Annotated in this window: 10 protein-coding genes and 3 rRNA genes; 6 read left to right on the top strand and 7 right to left on the bottom strand. The window is 64.7% G+C overall.

The features are described 5' to 3' along the window. Positions 1–140 precede the first annotated feature (140 nt). The 4 genes from JS531_RS10455 to JS531_RS10440 form a co-directional block, all read right to left on the bottom strand. Positions 141–527 carry an Rv3654c family TadE-like protein gene (locus tag JS531_RS10455; protein ID WP_214315762.1) on the bottom strand — a complete coding sequence of 129 codons (387 nt, stop codon included), beginning with the start codon at positions 525–527 and terminating at the stop codon, positions 141–143. Between the two features lie 8 nt (positions 528–535). Further along, positions 536–937, bottom strand: a complete 402-nt coding sequence (locus tag JS531_RS10450; protein WP_346427784.1) for a TadE/TadG family type IV pilus assembly protein — start codon at positions 935–937, stop codon at positions 536–538. A gap of 2 nt (positions 938–939) precedes the next feature. Further along, the gene (locus tag JS531_RS10445; protein WP_214315760.1) at positions 940–1230 is read right to left on the bottom strand and encodes a DUF4244 domain-containing protein; all 291 of its coding nucleotides are present in this window, start codon (positions 1228–1230) and stop codon (positions 940–942) included. Between the two features lie 770 nt (positions 1231–2000). Then, positions 2001–2513, bottom strand: a complete 513-nt coding sequence (locus JS531_RS10440) for a hypothetical protein (protein ID WP_214315759.1) — start codon at positions 2511–2513, stop codon at positions 2001–2003. 217 nt (positions 2514–2730) lie between these two features. Between JS531_RS10440 and JS531_RS10435 the strand changes: the two genes are divergently transcribed. From JS531_RS10435 to JS531_RS10410, 6 genes are all read left to right on the top strand, one after another. Further along, a complete protein-coding gene (locus tag JS531_RS10435) occupies positions 2731–3570 on the top strand; it encodes a P-loop NTPase (RefSeq protein ID WP_240542185.1) in 840 nt (279 codons plus the stop codon). A gap of 81 nt (positions 3571–3651) precedes the next feature. Then, positions 3652–4656: an ATPase, T2SS/T4P/T4SS family gene (locus JS531_RS10430; RefSeq protein WP_214315757.1), complete on the top strand. Its 1005-nt coding sequence runs from the start codon at positions 3652–3654 to the stop codon at positions 4654–4656. 17 nt (positions 4657–4673) lie between these two features. Then, on the top strand, positions 4674–5798 hold the full coding sequence (locus JS531_RS11175) for a hypothetical protein (protein WP_240542182.1): 1125 nt from the start codon (positions 4674–4676) through the stop codon (positions 5796–5798). A 110-nt stretch (positions 5799–5908) separates the two neighbouring features. Further along, positions 5909–8146: an RNA degradosome polyphosphate kinase gene (locus JS531_RS10420; RefSeq protein WP_214315756.1), complete on the top strand. Its 2238-nt coding sequence runs from the start codon at positions 5909–5911 to the stop codon at positions 8144–8146. A 189-nt stretch (positions 8147–8335) separates the two neighbouring features. After that, a complete protein-coding gene (locus JS531_RS10415; protein ID WP_214315755.1) occupies positions 8336–9484 on the top strand; it encodes an NUDIX hydrolase in 1149 nt (382 codons plus the stop codon). Positions 9485–9614: 130 nt separating this feature from the next. Next, a complete protein-coding gene (locus JS531_RS10410; protein WP_240542184.1) occupies positions 9615–10274 on the top strand; it encodes a hypothetical protein in 660 nt (219 codons plus the stop codon). A 355-nt stretch (positions 10275–10629) separates the two neighbouring features. Here JS531_RS10410 and rrf read toward each other — a convergent pair. From rrf to JS531_RS10395, 3 genes are all read right to left on the bottom strand, one after another. After that, positions 10630–10746, bottom strand: a 5S ribosomal RNA gene (gene rrf / locus JS531_RS10405). 149 nt (positions 10747–10895) lie between these two features. Then, a 23S ribosomal RNA gene (locus JS531_RS10400) occupies positions 10896–13968 on the bottom strand. Between the two features lie 442 nt (positions 13969–14410). Then, a 16S ribosomal RNA gene (locus JS531_RS10395) occupies positions 14411–15938 on the bottom strand. Together the 16S, 23S and 5S rRNA genes form the textbook arrangement of a ribosomal RNA operon. Between the last annotated feature and the right edge of the window lie 4 nt (positions 15939–15942).

Here is a 15942-nt window from a genome sequence, read left to right as displayed (position 1 = left end):
GCTCACGATAACCGACCCGGTCTCGAACCCGCCAGCGACGGTTCCGGACGAATCGTACGGTTATGGGACGGACCGCTGCCGAAGACGCATGAAGACCACGACGGACGGGAAGCGCACGACGGACGCCTACGGTCCTGCGGTCAGTCGCACGACACGGGCCCGGCGCGGGACCATACGGACAATTCCCGCAGGAACGGCACATCGGTGTCCACGGTCACACGGACCGTCACGTCGCCGTCGTCGGCCGGAACGCCGCCATCGGACCCGTCCGCTGAGGCTCCGGACACGCAGGCCTTCAAGGCCGCGCCGTTGGCCTCGGCCACACGGCCGGCCACCGCGCACGGATCCGCGGCGCCATGCAGCAACGACGTCGCCGCCGACAGCGCGGCCGTGTCGGAGACACCGCGAACCATCGCATGCCGCGCCACCAGATGGCCGGCCATGGCCGTCGCGGCGATCAACGTGGCCGCAAGCATGACCAACGCCACGCCGGCCATCGTGCCGGAGCCCTCATCGGCGGTCCTCATGCCACGCATCATGCCGTCACCCCCACGGCCCTGCCGGTCACCCGGACGGGCAGCACGCCCATCGGATCCGGCACCACCGGACAGGAGGTGGTGACCGTCACCGTGTCGCCAGACGTGACGACGTTCGCCGAGACCCCGGTCTTCCCCGCGGCCGCGGAGGCCGCGGCCTGCGGGTCGGATCGCGAGGCGGCCACCGCCGCCCGGGCGGCGGCCGAGGCGGCGTCCTGACAGGAGATCTGCACGGCCGCCACGCGGGTGAGGGAGAGCAGCAGAATCGCGAGCGCGGCCACCACGGGCAGTACCACGGCGAACTCGGCCGTCACCGTTCCAGGATCGGATGCATCCGAGGCCTTGTGCGCGGACGGGCGGGAAGGCGGCCGCCGCGCGCGACGCAGCATGCGGGGGTTCATGGTCAGCCTCCCATCGTCAATGCCTTCTTGACGATGTCAAGCAGCATCTTGCGCACGGTTTCGGATTTCATGATGGTGACCAGCAGCGCGGCGAATCCGGTGGCGGCGACGAGCACCACCGCGTATTCGGCGGTGACCGCCCCCTCTTCGGGGTCCTCGCCCAGGGTGCGCATGCGCGCGTCGAGCACGCACAGGTTCGCCCATATCCTTTGCCGGACTCCCGTCAGGCGCTTTCCGACGGTGGTGGGCGCGCCGTGCCCGTGCTCGCCGTTGATGGGGATGGCGGCGTTCATAGTCGACTCCTTTCGTCGTTTGCTGTCCGATGCATGTCCCGCGCGCTCCGAGCGACGGCGGACGCTCGGGCCGGTTGGGACGGTTCCACTGTGACCGAGTCGGCACGGTGCAGGCAAGCCGTGCGGGCAATGTGGACGGAGCCCCCTGGGTTATCCACATCACGGCGTGTCATCCACAGGAAATGTGGACAACCCGCGCGGTTCACGACCCCTGGGCCAGCGCGACGACACGCCGTGGATCCACAGCAATCGCACACACCGGAACAAACCGGCCCCGGAAACGCTCAGAAACATCCAAACAAGGCACCATCGCGCGCAGATTCTTCCATTTGAGCAAAGATTCGCACATGACACCGTTCCGGGTTGCACGCCGGGAACGAGCGGCCTAGATTATGAACTACAAGGACAACCGAACAGAGCAGAGCCCACAAAGAGTAATGGTCACGAGGACTGATACGTTGGACGGGCATTGGAAAGACTTACCGTTGCAACGATGATGTTGTGCTGAGATTCTGCTTCTCGATTGGACTTGTAGGGAGACCCGCTTCGGCGGGTCTCCCTTTTTCATTCCACGGACCGGAAACGAAGGGGCGGATGGTCGGGATGATCCGGGGCGGATGAACAAAGGAAAAGCCCGGCCGTGGGGCCGGGCTTCGAAAGGAGAGAGAGGAAGAAGAAGGGATTCAGTTACGCGGCTTTTTGCGGCCTGACTTCATATAACCGCACGAACATGCGTGTGTCGTGCGCGTTGTCTGGGAATTCCATGGGACCTATGGAACCACCGTGCACCGTCGAATCACCGGATGACGGCCGTGAGGGCGACGGCTCCACCAGCCACCAGCCACCAGCCACCAGCCACCAGCCACCAGCCACCAGCCACCAGCCACCAGCCACCAGCCACCAGCCACCAGCCACCAGCCACGGTTATCCACATTTTCTGTGGATGACACGCCGCGTTGTGGATAACACGGGGGGCTCCGTCCACATTGCCCGTACAGCTTGCCGTCATGCCCGGCCATGAGCTGCAATCGAAGCATGAACCACTCACGACACCCCTCTCCCGGCAGGTCCATCGCCCGGAGCATCACTTCGACCAGACCGGCACCGGCGAAGACGCCGGCAAGGCCCGCACTGCCTCCGCCGCTTCCGGCCTCGCCGGATACGCCGCCCGCATCCCACGGCGTCAACACCTTGCCCAGCACCGCCGAGCACACCGGCGACGCCGGCATCATCGCGGCGCCCGCGTACACGCCCACATCCACGGAGGTCGCCGCCCCCGCCACGCCACGCGCCGTGGTCTCAGCCCGACGTCCCACACCGCAACGGCACTATGCGCGAAGCCCCCTCGCACCATCCGCATCGGCCGGCCCGCAATCGTCGACGCCGACATCACGCCGGCATGCCGCAGGACAGCCGAAACGGGACGTCGGCGACACCGCGCGGGGAATCGCACGCACGCCACGCACCTCCAAAGACGCGGCCGAACGCACCACCAAACGTATGCGGCGCACACCCACGCGCATCCCGGCGCGCTCCGAGGCTCCACGTGGCGCCGCCGGACCTGGGACCTCCGCGGAAGCTTCCGCATCCGGAAAGGCCGACAACCTCATCGTGTTCACCTCGCCCAGCGGAGGCGTGGGCACCAGCACGCTGACGGCCCTCATCGCGCTCACGCTCCACTCGCGCGACCTGCGGTGCGCGCTGCTGGACGCCGATCTGGACGGCGGAGGCCTCGGCGTCCTGTTGGGCATCGAACACGAGCCCGGGCTCACGTTGCAGGACCTCGACGCCCCGCTGGGACGCATCGAAGGCGAGGCCCTCGGTCAGGAGCTGCCACATTGGGAGGACATGGGCGTGCTGGCGCACACACCGTGGCGCGGCAACGCCCCCGAATGGTGGGAGCTGGAGGCCGCCGCGCAGGCGTTGGGCGAAACCAACGACGTGGTGCTTGTCGACGCCGGACGCGGACGCACACTGGAGGAGACGCCGCTGCTGGCCGGTTCGAGACGCATTGTCCTGACGGAGCTGTCGGTTCTGGGCATGGTCCGCGCGAAGGCGCACATCGCCGCGATCGGACGTCATGGAGGAGACGCGCCGCTCCTTGTCGGCGCGGACCCGCAGGGGGCGCCGCGCAGGTCCGCCGCGGACGCGTTGTCCACCGCGGACGCCATCGCCTATCTGGACGACGATGTGCTCGGTCCGTTGCGATGCGCACCCGCATTATGCGCGGATCTGCTCGCAGGCCTCGGCATACGGGCCGTCCCGCGCCGCAACAGACGCGTCTGCGAGGCCATCGCGGTCCACATCACCGAGGCGCTCGGCATCGAGCCGCAATGGTGACGTGACCATCGCAGGGCGGCCCGATACGGCCCGAGCCACGCGAATCATCCGAAACCCGGCATCGAAGAAAGGAGCCGCACCATGGAGCCGATGCTTGGCCCGCTCGAAGAGCTGGCGCAGGACCGCCGCGTCACCGACATCGCGGTGACCTGCGACGGCCGCGTATGGGCGGATCGCGGCGAGGGCATGCGCGAACATCACCCACGTGTGCCGTTCCGCTCCCCCGAGGTGGTGCGCGAGTACGCGGTGCGGTTGTGCGCGCAAATGGGGAGACGGCTCGACGACGCCCAGCCGATCGCGGACGCATCGAGCGTGCTGGGCGTCCGCGTGCATGCGGTGATCGCCCCGCTGGTGCCGCGGGGCGCCGCCATTTCGATACGTCTGCCGGACCGTGTGTCCCCCACCTTGATGGACCTGTGCAGGCACGGCATGTTCCCGCCCATATGGCTGCCGGTGATGTACGGGCTGGTGAACGGGCGCGCCACCGTGCTGGTCACCGGCGGCACGGGGACCGGCAAGACCACGCTGGTCAAGGCCATGTTGGGCGAATGCCGCGGCGAGGAGCGTGTCGTCACCGTGGAGGAGGTACGCGAGCTGGGGTCCCTGGCATCGGCGAACCATGTGTCGCTGGTGACCAGGGAGGCGAACGTGGAGGGCGCGGGCGCCATCGGGCTGTCCGATCTGGTGAAGGCGACGCTGCGCATGCGCCCGGACCGGGTGGTGCTGGGCGAATGCCGCGGCGAGGAGGTCGCCGATCTGCTGCGCGCCTACAATTCCGGCCATCACGGTGGTCTGACCACGTTGCACGCGGACAGCGTGGAGCGGGTTCCCTCGCGTCTGCTGGCGTTGGGGCTGCTGGCCGGTCTGGCGCCGCAGGCCACGGCGATGCTGGCGTGCGACGCGTTCGACGCGGTATTGCATGTGGAGCGCGGCCAAGGCCGGCGACGGGTGGCGCAGATCGGCGTGTTGATTGACCGGGACGGTCGCCTGGAGGGACGCCCTCTGGCGGTGTGGGATGGCGGCGACACGGTGGCGACGCTGCCCGGTTGGCCCCGGTTCGCCGCCCGTTGGATGACGGGCGGGTGAGACGGATGTGGTTCTGGATGCTGACTTCCGCGATGGCGCTGTTGGTGGCGGCCGTGACGCTGTTGTGCGTGCCGTCGCATCGGGCCGGTGCGGCGGCGAGACGGCACCGGCCGGAAACCGCGAACGAACCGCCTGACGGGTCGGATTCGTCCTCCCATCCCGGCATCGACGCGACGATCGCGGCGGTCATCGCCCGCACGCGTGGCGGCGGAGGCGTGACGGAGGCGTTCGAGGAGCAGGGCGGCATACGGTTCGCGTCCGCACGGGTGACGGCATCACGGGTGGAACGCGTGCTGACGCGCACCGCCGCACGGGACGAGTCCGCGGCGGAGGTGGCGCGCGTCTCGCGTCGGCTTGCGGCCGCATGCCGGCTGAGCGGACGGCTGGGATGCGAAGTCTCGCATTGTCTGGAGGCGGTGGCCTCCGACCATCGGCGCGAACGGCGCGCGTCCGCGCTGCGACGGCAGGTGTTCGCCGCACCCCAGGCCACCATCCGCCTGTTGTCCGCATTGCCCGCGGTGACGGTGGTGCTGGCCGAGCTCATGGGAGCCCATCCGCTGGCGTTTCTGTTGGAGACGCCGCAGGGGCTGTCGTGTCTGCTGGTCGGTTCGCTTTGGTATGCGGCCGGCATGGTATGGACGCGGCGGCTGTTGCGTGGGTTCGCCGACCAGGCGACCCGTCCGGCCGTCCTGCCGTTCGCCTTGCAGATGCTTCACACCGCGTTGGCACGCGGCACATCGATTCCGATGGCCTTGGAGACGGTCGGCACCGTGCTCCGGGAATCGGAGACAGCCCCGGACGAGAACCCGGACGAGGCGATCGACCCGCTGCCGGGCATGCTCATCCATGCGGGCACCGCCCTGCTGCGGGGAGCCTCATGGTATGAGGCGTGGCCGCGCGCGCCGGACGGCGGCGACGCCGCGACGGTACGCGACTGTCTGGATGAGGCGTGGCTGCATGGCGCCTCCCCCACCGACCGTCTGGCACTGGCCGTGGGGCAGGCCGACGCGGACGAGCGCGCCGCCATCGAACGCGAGGCGGGCACGCTGTCCGTACGGCTGCTCGCCCCCACTGGGCTGTGTTTCCTGCCGGCGTTCGTGTGCATCGGCGTCGTCCCGGCCATCATCTCGTTCGTCATATGAGCCCGACGGATGATCCCGCCCCTGGGACCCGCACACCCATAATGTGAACTCGCGTTGAACTTTGGCGCGTTCAATGGCCCTCAACCGTTCCAACGCCTAGGATGAAATACATGGCACAGATATTCGACGCACCCTCGAAGGCGATTCTGCGAAGCCAAATCGCGGAACACATCGCCGAAACTGACAAGAACGACCGGCGCGAGACCCTGGAAGGCGAGGCCCCGCTGCCCACCGACCGCTTCTTCGACCGTGAACTGAGCTGGCTCAAGTTCAACAAGCGTGTCCTCGAGCTCGCCGAGGACGAGGATCAGCCGTTGCTGGAACGCACCAGCTTCGCCGCAATCTTCGCCAACAACCTCGACGAGTTCTTCATGGTCCGCGTGGCCGGCCTGAAGCGCCGCATCGACTCGGGCATCGCCGTGCCGTCCGCGGCCGGCCTGAGCCCGCGCCAGCTGCTGCGCTCCATCAGCGAGCAGTCGCACGCCCTGCAGAACGAGCACGCCCACTACGTCATCGACAAGCTGTTCCCGGCGCTGGCCGAACAGCACATCGTGCTGCTGAGCTGGGACAAGCTGACCACCTCCGAGCAGGAGCGCCTCTCCCGCTACTACCGCCAGCAGGTGTTCCCCGTGCTCACCCCGCTCGCCGTGGATCCGGCCCACCCGTTCCCGTACATCTCCGGCGGCTCCATCAACCTCGCCGTGATCGTCGAGAACCCGACCTCCGGCAAGTCCCACTTCGCGCGCGTGAAGATCCCGGGCAACCTCAACCGTCTCGTGCCGGTGGACGACATGACCGACGAGGAGTCCAAGGAGGAGCGCTATGGCTTCATCACCATGGAGAACCTCATCATCGCCCACCTGGAATCCCTGTTCCCGGGCATGATCATCAAGGAGGCCCGCTCCTTCCGCGTCACCCGCAACGAGGACATCGACGTCGAAGAGGATGACGCCGAGAACCTGCTCAACGCGATGGAGAAGGAGCTGCTGCGCCGCCGCTTCGGACCGCCGATCCGTCTGGAGATCTCCGACGAGACCAGCCCGTTCCTCTCCCAGCTGCTCGCCGACCAGCTCGGCGTCAGCCCCGATGAGGTGTACCGTCTGCCGGCGCCGTTGGACATGACCGTGCTGTTCGAACTCGGCGGCATCGACCGTCCGGATCTGAAGAACCGCCCGTTCATCCCGACCACGAACCGTCAGATCGCCGAGGTCGAATCGAGCCGCGCGCAGGACATCTTCGCCGCCATCCGCGAGCGCGACATCCTGCTGCACCACCCCTACGATTCGTTCTCCACGTCCGTCCAGGCCTTTCTGGCGCAGGCTGCTGCGGATCCTAAGGTTCTGGCCATCAAGCAGACGCTCTACCGCACCAGCTCCAACTCGCCGATCATCGACGCGCTGATCGACGCGGCCCACGCCGGCAAGCAGGTGCTGGCTCTGGTGGAGATCAAGGCCCGCTTCGACGAGGACGCGAACATCGCGTGGGCCCGCAAGCTCGAACGCGCGGGCGTGCACGTGGTGTACGGCATCGTGGGCCTCAAGACCCACTGCAAGCTCATCGAGGTGGTGCGTCAGGAAGCCGACGGCCTGCGCCGCTACTGCCACGTGGGCACCGGCAACTACAACCCGAAGACCGCCCGCATCTACACCGATCTGGGCCTGCTCACCTGCGACCCGGTGGTCGGCCAGGACCTCACCCGCCTGTTCAACCAGCTGTCCGGCTACGCGCCGAAGTCCAGCTTCCACCGTCTGCTCGTGGCGCCCCGCACCATCCGCACCGGCCTCATCCAGCGCATCCGCCGCGAGGAGGACGCCGCACGCGCCGGCAAGGAGGCGTGGATCAAGATCAAGGTGAACTCGGTGGTGGACGAGAAGACTATCGACGCCCTGTACCGTGCCTCGCAGGCCGGCGTGAAGATCGACATCGTCGAACGCGGCATCTGCTCGCTCAAGCCCGGCGTGCCCGGCCTGTCCGAGAACATCCGCGTGCGTTCGATCCTAGGCCGCTTCCTCGAGCACAGCCGCATCTACGCGTTCTGCAACTCTGACGGCCCGCAGATCGGCGAAGGCCCGATGTCCGGCCCGGAGGTGTGGATCGGCTCCGCCGACCTCATGCACCGCAACCTGGACCGTCGCGTCGAGGCGCTGGTGCGCATCACCGCCCCCGAGCAGGTGCAGGAGCTCATCGACTACATCGACCTGCAGATGGCTGATTCCACGTCCAGCTGGCACATGCTGCCGGACGGCTCCTACGAGCGTCACTCGAAGGACGAGGAAGGCCGCCCGCTGGTGGATTGCCAGGAGTACCTGATCCGCAAGCACACGCGCCGCCGCGGCAACCACAGCTGAACGAACAGTTCCACGTACTTGCATTCACGTGTGAGCAGCATCGCTCCGCAACCGCGTATAATCGCAACCGGAACTGATTGACAGTCAAGACGCATGAAGGCCGACCCGATATCCGACGGGTCGGCCTTCATGCGTCTTTGGCGGCAAACTACGTAGGGTATGCGTACAATACGAAGGGTGGGCAGGAACATGGGCAAAATCATCGAAGCGGCGGGCGGTATCCTGTATCGGCACCGCAAGCCAACGAACGACGTCGCCGACGACGTCATCCAACGAACCGCATCATCGGACATCACATCGGGTGCACCAAACGCAACATCGGACGCATCGGACGCGACATCGCAGCATCACATCCAACCGCTATTCGACGACATCGAACTCTGTCTCGTCCACCGTCCGAAATACGACGACTGGAGTTGGCCGAAAGGCAAACTCGACCCGAACGAATCGCATCGACATGCGGCGGTCCGTGAAATCGGCGAGGAGACCGGCATTCCCGTGGCCCTCGGACCGTATCTGGGCGATATCGAATACCCGCAGTCCGAAGAGGGCAGCAAACAGCGCCACACCAAGAACTACGCCGCCAACGCCAATACGAAGCACATCAAATTCTGGATGGCCACCGCCATTAGCCCCGTGGAGAACCTCAAACGCACCGGCGCGTTCGGCCCCGTGCACAGGGCGGACATCGACGAGATCGACGACATCGTCTGGCTCACGCCGGACAAGGCGCGCAAGCAGCTCACGCACTCCACGGACAGGGAGATTCTCGCCCTGTTCATCGACCGGCTCGAGGAAGGCGCCGCCGAAGCGGTCCCGTTCCTCATCGTGCGCCATGGCAAGGCCGAAGCACGCAAGGCGTGGAAGGGCACGGACGCGAACCGTCCCATCACGCCGCGCGGCGCGGCGGCCGCGTTCGCGCTCAACTACGAGCTCGCATGCTTCAACCCGGTACGCCTGTCCACCTCGCCGTGGACGCGATGCATGGAGACCCTCGAAATGTTCTCCTGGCAGACCGGGCGCGACATGGTCAAGCTGCCGCCGCTCACCGAGGACGCGTTCGCCCGCAACCCCGAGGCGGCATGGGAATGCTTCCGTTCCGAGATCGACTTCGCGCTCACAGGGCGCATCCCCACCGCCATCTGCATGCACCGGCCGGTGATCGGTGGTATATTCGGGCATCTGCGCGGCCTGTGCGCCTCCGAGACGCTCGCGAAGCGTCTCATCGCCAAGTCGCCATACATGCCTACGGGCAATGCGCTGGCGCTGTTCGTCATCCCCACGCCCGAAGGCCCCCGCATCATCGACATACAGAAGGTCAGTCCGCTTGTCTACTAGCTATTCCTCCGGTTTCTCCACGCCCGGCACCGGTTCGGTGCGGGCCTCCCGCGCGGGGTTCATCCCCACGCCGGGTTCCGCGCCGCGTCCTTCCCGTCCTGGACAGCTCGCGCCCGCGTTGCTTGACCAGATGTCCGGCGGCGCCGACCCGGGCGTGGTGAACGAGATTGCGCATTCCTCCGCCGCCGCGCTGTTGGACCGGGTCCGTCACAGCGAGGATCCGATGGTGGTGGAGCGCGTGCTCACGATAGTGGAGCGCGAAGGCGTGGACGAGATCGCCGAGTTGTGGAGTTCCAGCCCGTCCGATTCGCTGCCGGGCGTGCTGTGGCGTCTGTACATGCTGCGCGCGTGGATGCGCGAGCATCGCGACGCCATCGCACGCCTGTGGCGCGTGGGCGAGCCGGTGGCCACGTCCGCGTCCGCCATCGCAGGCGTGGATCAGGCGCCCACGGAGGATGACATCGTGCGTCTGGCCGATTCGATTCTGTCCGGCGCGTTCACCGGCGATTTCGCGGTGGCGATGGAGCGTGCGGCCGCGTTCACCGATGTGGTGGCGTTGGGGTTGCGTGTGGAGGCGAAGCATCTGTCCGATATGGCCGGCGATTTGACCGCCGGCTCCGGCCCGTCCGTTCCGGCCGGCACGACCGATTCGTCCGATTCCGCTGCCGAGCATGCGAAACGGCACGCCACCCGTGCGGCGCGGCTCATGCATACGGCGGCGAATCTGTTGGTCACCGCAAAGGATTTCCAGCACGCCGCGAACCTGTGGCGGCGCGGCAAACTGGAATAGTGGGTTATACTGTTATCCGCGTCGGGCCGTGCTTAAGCCCCGGGCTCCATTTTTTGCCGCCGCGAGCGGCCCTTGCGCCGACAGGCGCTTTCACGGTTCGACGCTTTTCTTTCGATTCCTTCTCTTTTGGCTTTTCCCTCCCCATCCGGCAGGTGCACTTGCGTGATGCCGATGACGACGTCGATGTCGTATGCGTGGGTTTGGTTGTGTGGGTGGCTTCGCTGCCGGTGGCGTGCGATGGTTGCCGGTTTCGTCGCGTTCGTTGCGGTGGGTCCGGGTTTGGCGTGTGTTGTTTGTTTGGGTATGGGAGGACCCCTGGGAGCGTGGTGCTCGACCGGGGGTCCTCGTGAGTGTGATGCGGCGGCGTGCTACTCTCCCACACCCTGTCGGGTGCAGTACCATCGCCGTGCAGGGCCTTAGCTTCCGGGTTCGGAATGGGACCGGGCGTCTCACCCTGGCCATGACCGCCGCAAATCTTCAATTCTCCTTACACGGCCCGCCTCATGGGGCGGGCTTGCCGGTGGTCCGGGGACCGGATGGTGGACGCGAGATGAATCCTGTTGACTGATCGTGACCGCACGATGCTCCGTGCCGTCGTCTTGATGGAAATCCCCGTAAGGGATTGATTGTCCTTCCCCCGTTAGTACCGGTCAGCTCCACCGCTCGCGCGGCTTCCACGTCCGGCCTATCGACCACGTGTTCTGCATGGGGGGTCACGGACTCCCGAGGGAGTCCCAGGAATACTCATCTTGGAGCGGGCTTCCCGCTTAGATGCTTTCAGCGGTTATCCCTTCCGAACGCGGCCAACCAGCGGTGCCACTGGCGTGACAACTGGCGCACCGGAGGTTCGTCCACCCAGGTCCTCTCGTACTATGGGCAGGTCTCCTCAGTATTCCGACGAGCGCAGAGGATAGAGACCAAACTGTCTCACGACGTTCTGAACCCAGCTCGCGTGCCGCTTTGATCGGCGAACAGCCGAACCCTTGGGACCTGCTCCAGCCCCAGGATGCGACGAGCCGACATCGAGGTGCCAAACCATCCCGTCGATATGGACTCTTGGGAATGATCAGCCTGTTATCCCCGGGGTACCTTTTATCCGTTGAGCGATGCCGCGTCCGTACGCCGGCACCGGATCACTATCTCCGACTTTCGTCCCTGCTCGGACCGTCGTCCTCGCAGTCAAGCCCGCTTGTGCGATTGCACTCGACACCCGATTGCCAACCGGGCTGAGCGGACCTTTGAGCGCCTCCGTTACTCTTTGGGAGGCAACCGCCCCAGTTAAACTACCCGCCAGGCACTGTCCCAGACACGGATCACGTGTCGTGGTGAGACATCCAATGCGAACAGAACGGTATTTCACCTTGCGACTCCACCACGGCTGGCGCCGCGGCTTCGAAGTCTCCCGCCTATGCTACACAATCCACACCGAATGCCAATACCAAGGTATAGTAAAGGTCCCGGGGTCTTTTCGTCCTTCTGCGCTTAACGAGCATCTTTACTCGTACTGCAATTTCGCCGAGCTCCCGGTCGAGACAGTGGGGAAGTCGTTACGCCATTCGTGCAGGTCGGAACTTACCCGACAAGGAATTTCGCTACCTTAGGATGGTTATAGTTACCACCGCCGTTTACCGGGGCTTGAATTCACCGCTTCGCCACGAGGCTGACGGATCCTCTTAACCTTCCGGCACCGGGCAGGCGTCAGTGCATATACAGCGACTTCACGTCTTCGCATGCACCTGTGTTTTTGGTAAACAGTCGCTACCCCCTCTCATGTGCCACCCCCCAAGGCTCCGCGCGCATGGCGCCTCACCCGAGGGGGTCTCCCTTGAACCGAAGGAACGGGAGCAATTTGCCGAGTTCCTTGACCGGGATTCGCTCGATCGCCTTGGTATGCTCTACCAGACCACCAGTGTCGGTTTGGGGTACGGGCGGCCACGAGCCTCGCGCCGAAGCTTTTCTCGACGGACGGAACCACCGGATCCACCCATAAAGGGCGTCCCATCACACCTCGGACCATACATCCCCGGATTTGCCTGGGGAAGGCCCCGCATGCTTGGCCCACGGAAAACCACCTCCGGGGCCGGCCTACCGTCCGTGTCACTCCACGCGCTACCCTACCGGGAATAGGTTCCCAACACCCCCGCCATCCACACCCCGAAGGGCACATCAAGCGGGAACGGAGGTCAGCATCATCCTTTCAGGTCTTGCCGGCTCGAAACCGGTACGGGAATATCGACCCGTTCATCCATTCGACTACGCCTGTCGGCCTCGCCTTAGGACCCGACTCACCCAGGGACGACGAACGTGGCCCTGGAACCCTTGGTCATCCGGCGGACGGGATTGTCACCCGCCTCTCGCTACTCATGTCTGCATTCTCACTCCCAAACGGTCCACCGTCGGCTTCCGCCACGGCTTCGACCCGCATGGGACGCTCTCCTACCCAGCATCCAAAAGGACGCTGCCGCGTCTTCGGTGGCGTGCTTGAGCCCCGCTACATTGTCGGCGCGGAACCACTAGACCAGTGAGCTGTTACGCACTCTTTCAAGGATGGCTGCTTCTGAGCCAACCTCCTGGCTGTCTATGCGACTCCACATCCTTTCCCACTTAGCACGCGCTTCGGGACCTTAGACGACGGTCTGGGCTGTCTCCCTTTCGACGACGGAGCTTATCCCCCGCCGACTCACTGCCGCGATACGCTTCACGGGTATTCGGAGTTTGGTTGCTGTCGGTACCCGATACGGGCCCTCAAGCATCCAGTAGCTCTACCCCCCGGAAGTAATCACGCGACGCTGCACCCAAATGCATTTCGGAGAGAACCAGCTATCACGGAATTTGATTGGCCTTTCACCCCCAGCCCCAAGTCATCCCCCCGGTTTTCAACCCAGGTGGGTTCGGTCCTCCACACGGTCCTACCCGCGCTTCAACCTGCTCAGGGCTAGATCATCCCGCTTCGGGTCCAGGACGAGCGACTCCAAACGCCATATTTCGGACTCGCTTTCGCTACGCATACGCCACACGGCTTATGCTCGCCACCCGCCACTGACTCGCAGACTCATTTTTCGATAGGCACGCCGTCACCCCACCAGGGAGGCTCCGACGGTTCGTAGGCGCACGGTTTCAGGAACTCTTTCACTCCCCTCCCGGGGTGCTTTTCACCTTTCCCTCACGGTACTAGTACGCTATCGGTCAGACAGGAATACTCAGGCTTACCCAACGGTCTGGGCGGATTCACACGGGATTCCACGAGGCCCGTGCTACTTGGGACACACGATCGACAGGCGCATTGTCTTCGGCTACGGGGCCATCACCCTCCACGGCCAGGCATCCAATCCTGTTCGCCTCACAACACGCTTTATCACTGCCGCCCGCCGCGTCGGCGACGGGACACACGCTCCCACAACACCCCACACGCAACCCCCGACGGGTATCACACGCATGAGGTTTGGCCATCATCCGCTTTCGCTCGCCACTACTCACGGAGTATCCTTTCCTGCAGGTACTGAGATGTTTCACTTCCCTGCGTACCCCCCGCAACAACTGCGGTGACAGCCCATGACGGCTGCCGGGTCCCCCCATTCGGAAACCCTCGGATCAAAGCCCAGTCGGCGGCTCCCCGAGGACTATCGCGGCCCCTCGCGTCCTTCATCGGTCCTGTCTGCCAAGGCATCCACCATACGCCCCCCACGGACAAACATCCACGGGGATTCCAATCAAGCGGTAAACACCAGACGACACATCAACACATCGTAAATGATCACAAAACGATCGAAACGAACAACAACAATAGAAGTTCGTTCGAAATCAACAGAACAAGCACGACAACCCAAAAAGGGCCGTCACGCTCGCTCGCGTCCACTATCCAGTTCTCAAACCACCAGCCCGCACGCGCGCCCCCGCACCCGCCGGCAACACCGGCGACCAGGAACCCGCATGGGAACCGGAACCGCACCCCACCCAAGGGGCGTGGCGGTCCGGGAACCCAAAAGCATGCCCATACCACCCCACGCACGCGCGCCCACGACAGGCACACGCGACAAGCCAACGATCTCTTCCACACCAGCAACCGGCCGCCACCGCGACTGTCGCGGCACGCCGGCACACACCGGCCCCCAGACAGGGGCCTGAATACTCCGTAGAAAGGAGGTGATCCAGCCGCACCTTCCGGTACGGCTACCTTGTTACGACTTAGTCCCAATCACGAGCCTCACCTTAGACGGCTCCATCCCTTACGGGTTAGGCCACCGGCTTCGGGTGCTGCCCACTTTCATGACTTGACGGGCGGTGTGTACAAGGCCCGGGAACGCATTCACCGCGGCGTTGCTGATCCGCGATTACTAGCGACTCCGCCTTCATGGAGTCGGGTTGCAGACTCCAATCCGAACTGAGACCGGTTTTCAGGGATCCGCTCCAAGTCGCCTTGTCGCATCCCGTTGTACCGGCCATTGTAGCATGCGTGAAGCCCTGGACGTAAGGGGCATGATGATCTGACGTCATCCCCACCTTCCTCCGAGTTAACCCCGGCGGTCCCCCGTGAGTTCCCGGCATAATCCGCTGGCAACACGGGGCGAGGGTTGCGCTCGTTGCGGGACTTAACCCAACATCTCACGACACGAGCTGACGACGACCATGCACCACCTGTGAACCCGCCCCGAAGGGAAACGACATCTCTGCCGTCGTCGGGAACATGTCAAGCCCAGGTAAGGTTCTTCGCGTTGCATCGAATTAATCCGCATGCTCCGCCGCTTGTGCGGGCCCCCGTCAATTTCTTTGAGTTTTAGCCTTGCGGCCGTACTCCCCAGGCGGGATGCTTAACGCGTTGGCTCCGACACGGAACACGTGGAACGTGCCCCACATCCAGCATCCACCGTTTACGGCGTGGACTACCAGGGTATCTAATCCTGTTCGCTCCCCACGCTTTCGCTCCTCAGCGTCAGTAACGGCCCAGAGACCTGCCTTCGCCATTGGTGTTCCTCCCGATATCTACACATTCCACCGTTACACCGGGAATTCCAGTCTCCCCTACCGCACTCCAGCCCGCCCGTACCCGGCGCAGTCCCACCGTTAAGCGATGGGATTTCACACCAGACGCGACGAACCGCCTACGAGCCCTTTACGCCCAATAATTCCGGATAACGCTTGCACCCTACGTATTACCGCGGCTGCTGGCACGTAGTTAGCCGGTGCTTATTCAACAGGTACACTCAACCGAAGCCTTGCTCCCTGCTAAAAGCGGTTTACAACCCGAAGGCCTCCATCCCGCACGCGGCGTCGCTGCATCAGGCTTGCGCCCATTGTGCAATATTCCCCACTGCTGCCTCCCGTAGGAGTCTGGGCCGTATCTCAGTCCCAATGTGGCCGGTCGCCCTCTCAGGCCGGCTACCCGTCGAAGCCACGGTAGGCCATCACCCCACCGTCAAGCTGATAGGACGCGACCCCATCCCATACCGGAAAAAACCTTTCCCGACACACCATGCAGTGCGCCGGAACATGCGGCATTACCACCCGTTTCCAGGAGCTATTCCGCAGTACGGGGCAGGTCGGTCACGCATTACTCACCCGTTCGCCACTCTCACCAGGATGCAAGCACCCTGGATCCCGTTCGACTTGCATGTGTTAAGCACGCCGCCAGCGTTCATCCTGAGCCAGAATCGAACCCTCCACAAAAAAA

The sequence above is a fragment of the Bifidobacterium sp. CP2 genome (assembly GCF_018555635.1).
GTDB classification, from domain to species: Bacteria; Actinomycetota; Actinomycetes; order Actinomycetales; family Bifidobacteriaceae; genus Bifidobacterium; species Bifidobacterium saguinibicoloris.
Note: the sequence above shows the minus strand (reverse complement) of the source record. Positions and strands in the feature narration are given on the sequence as shown.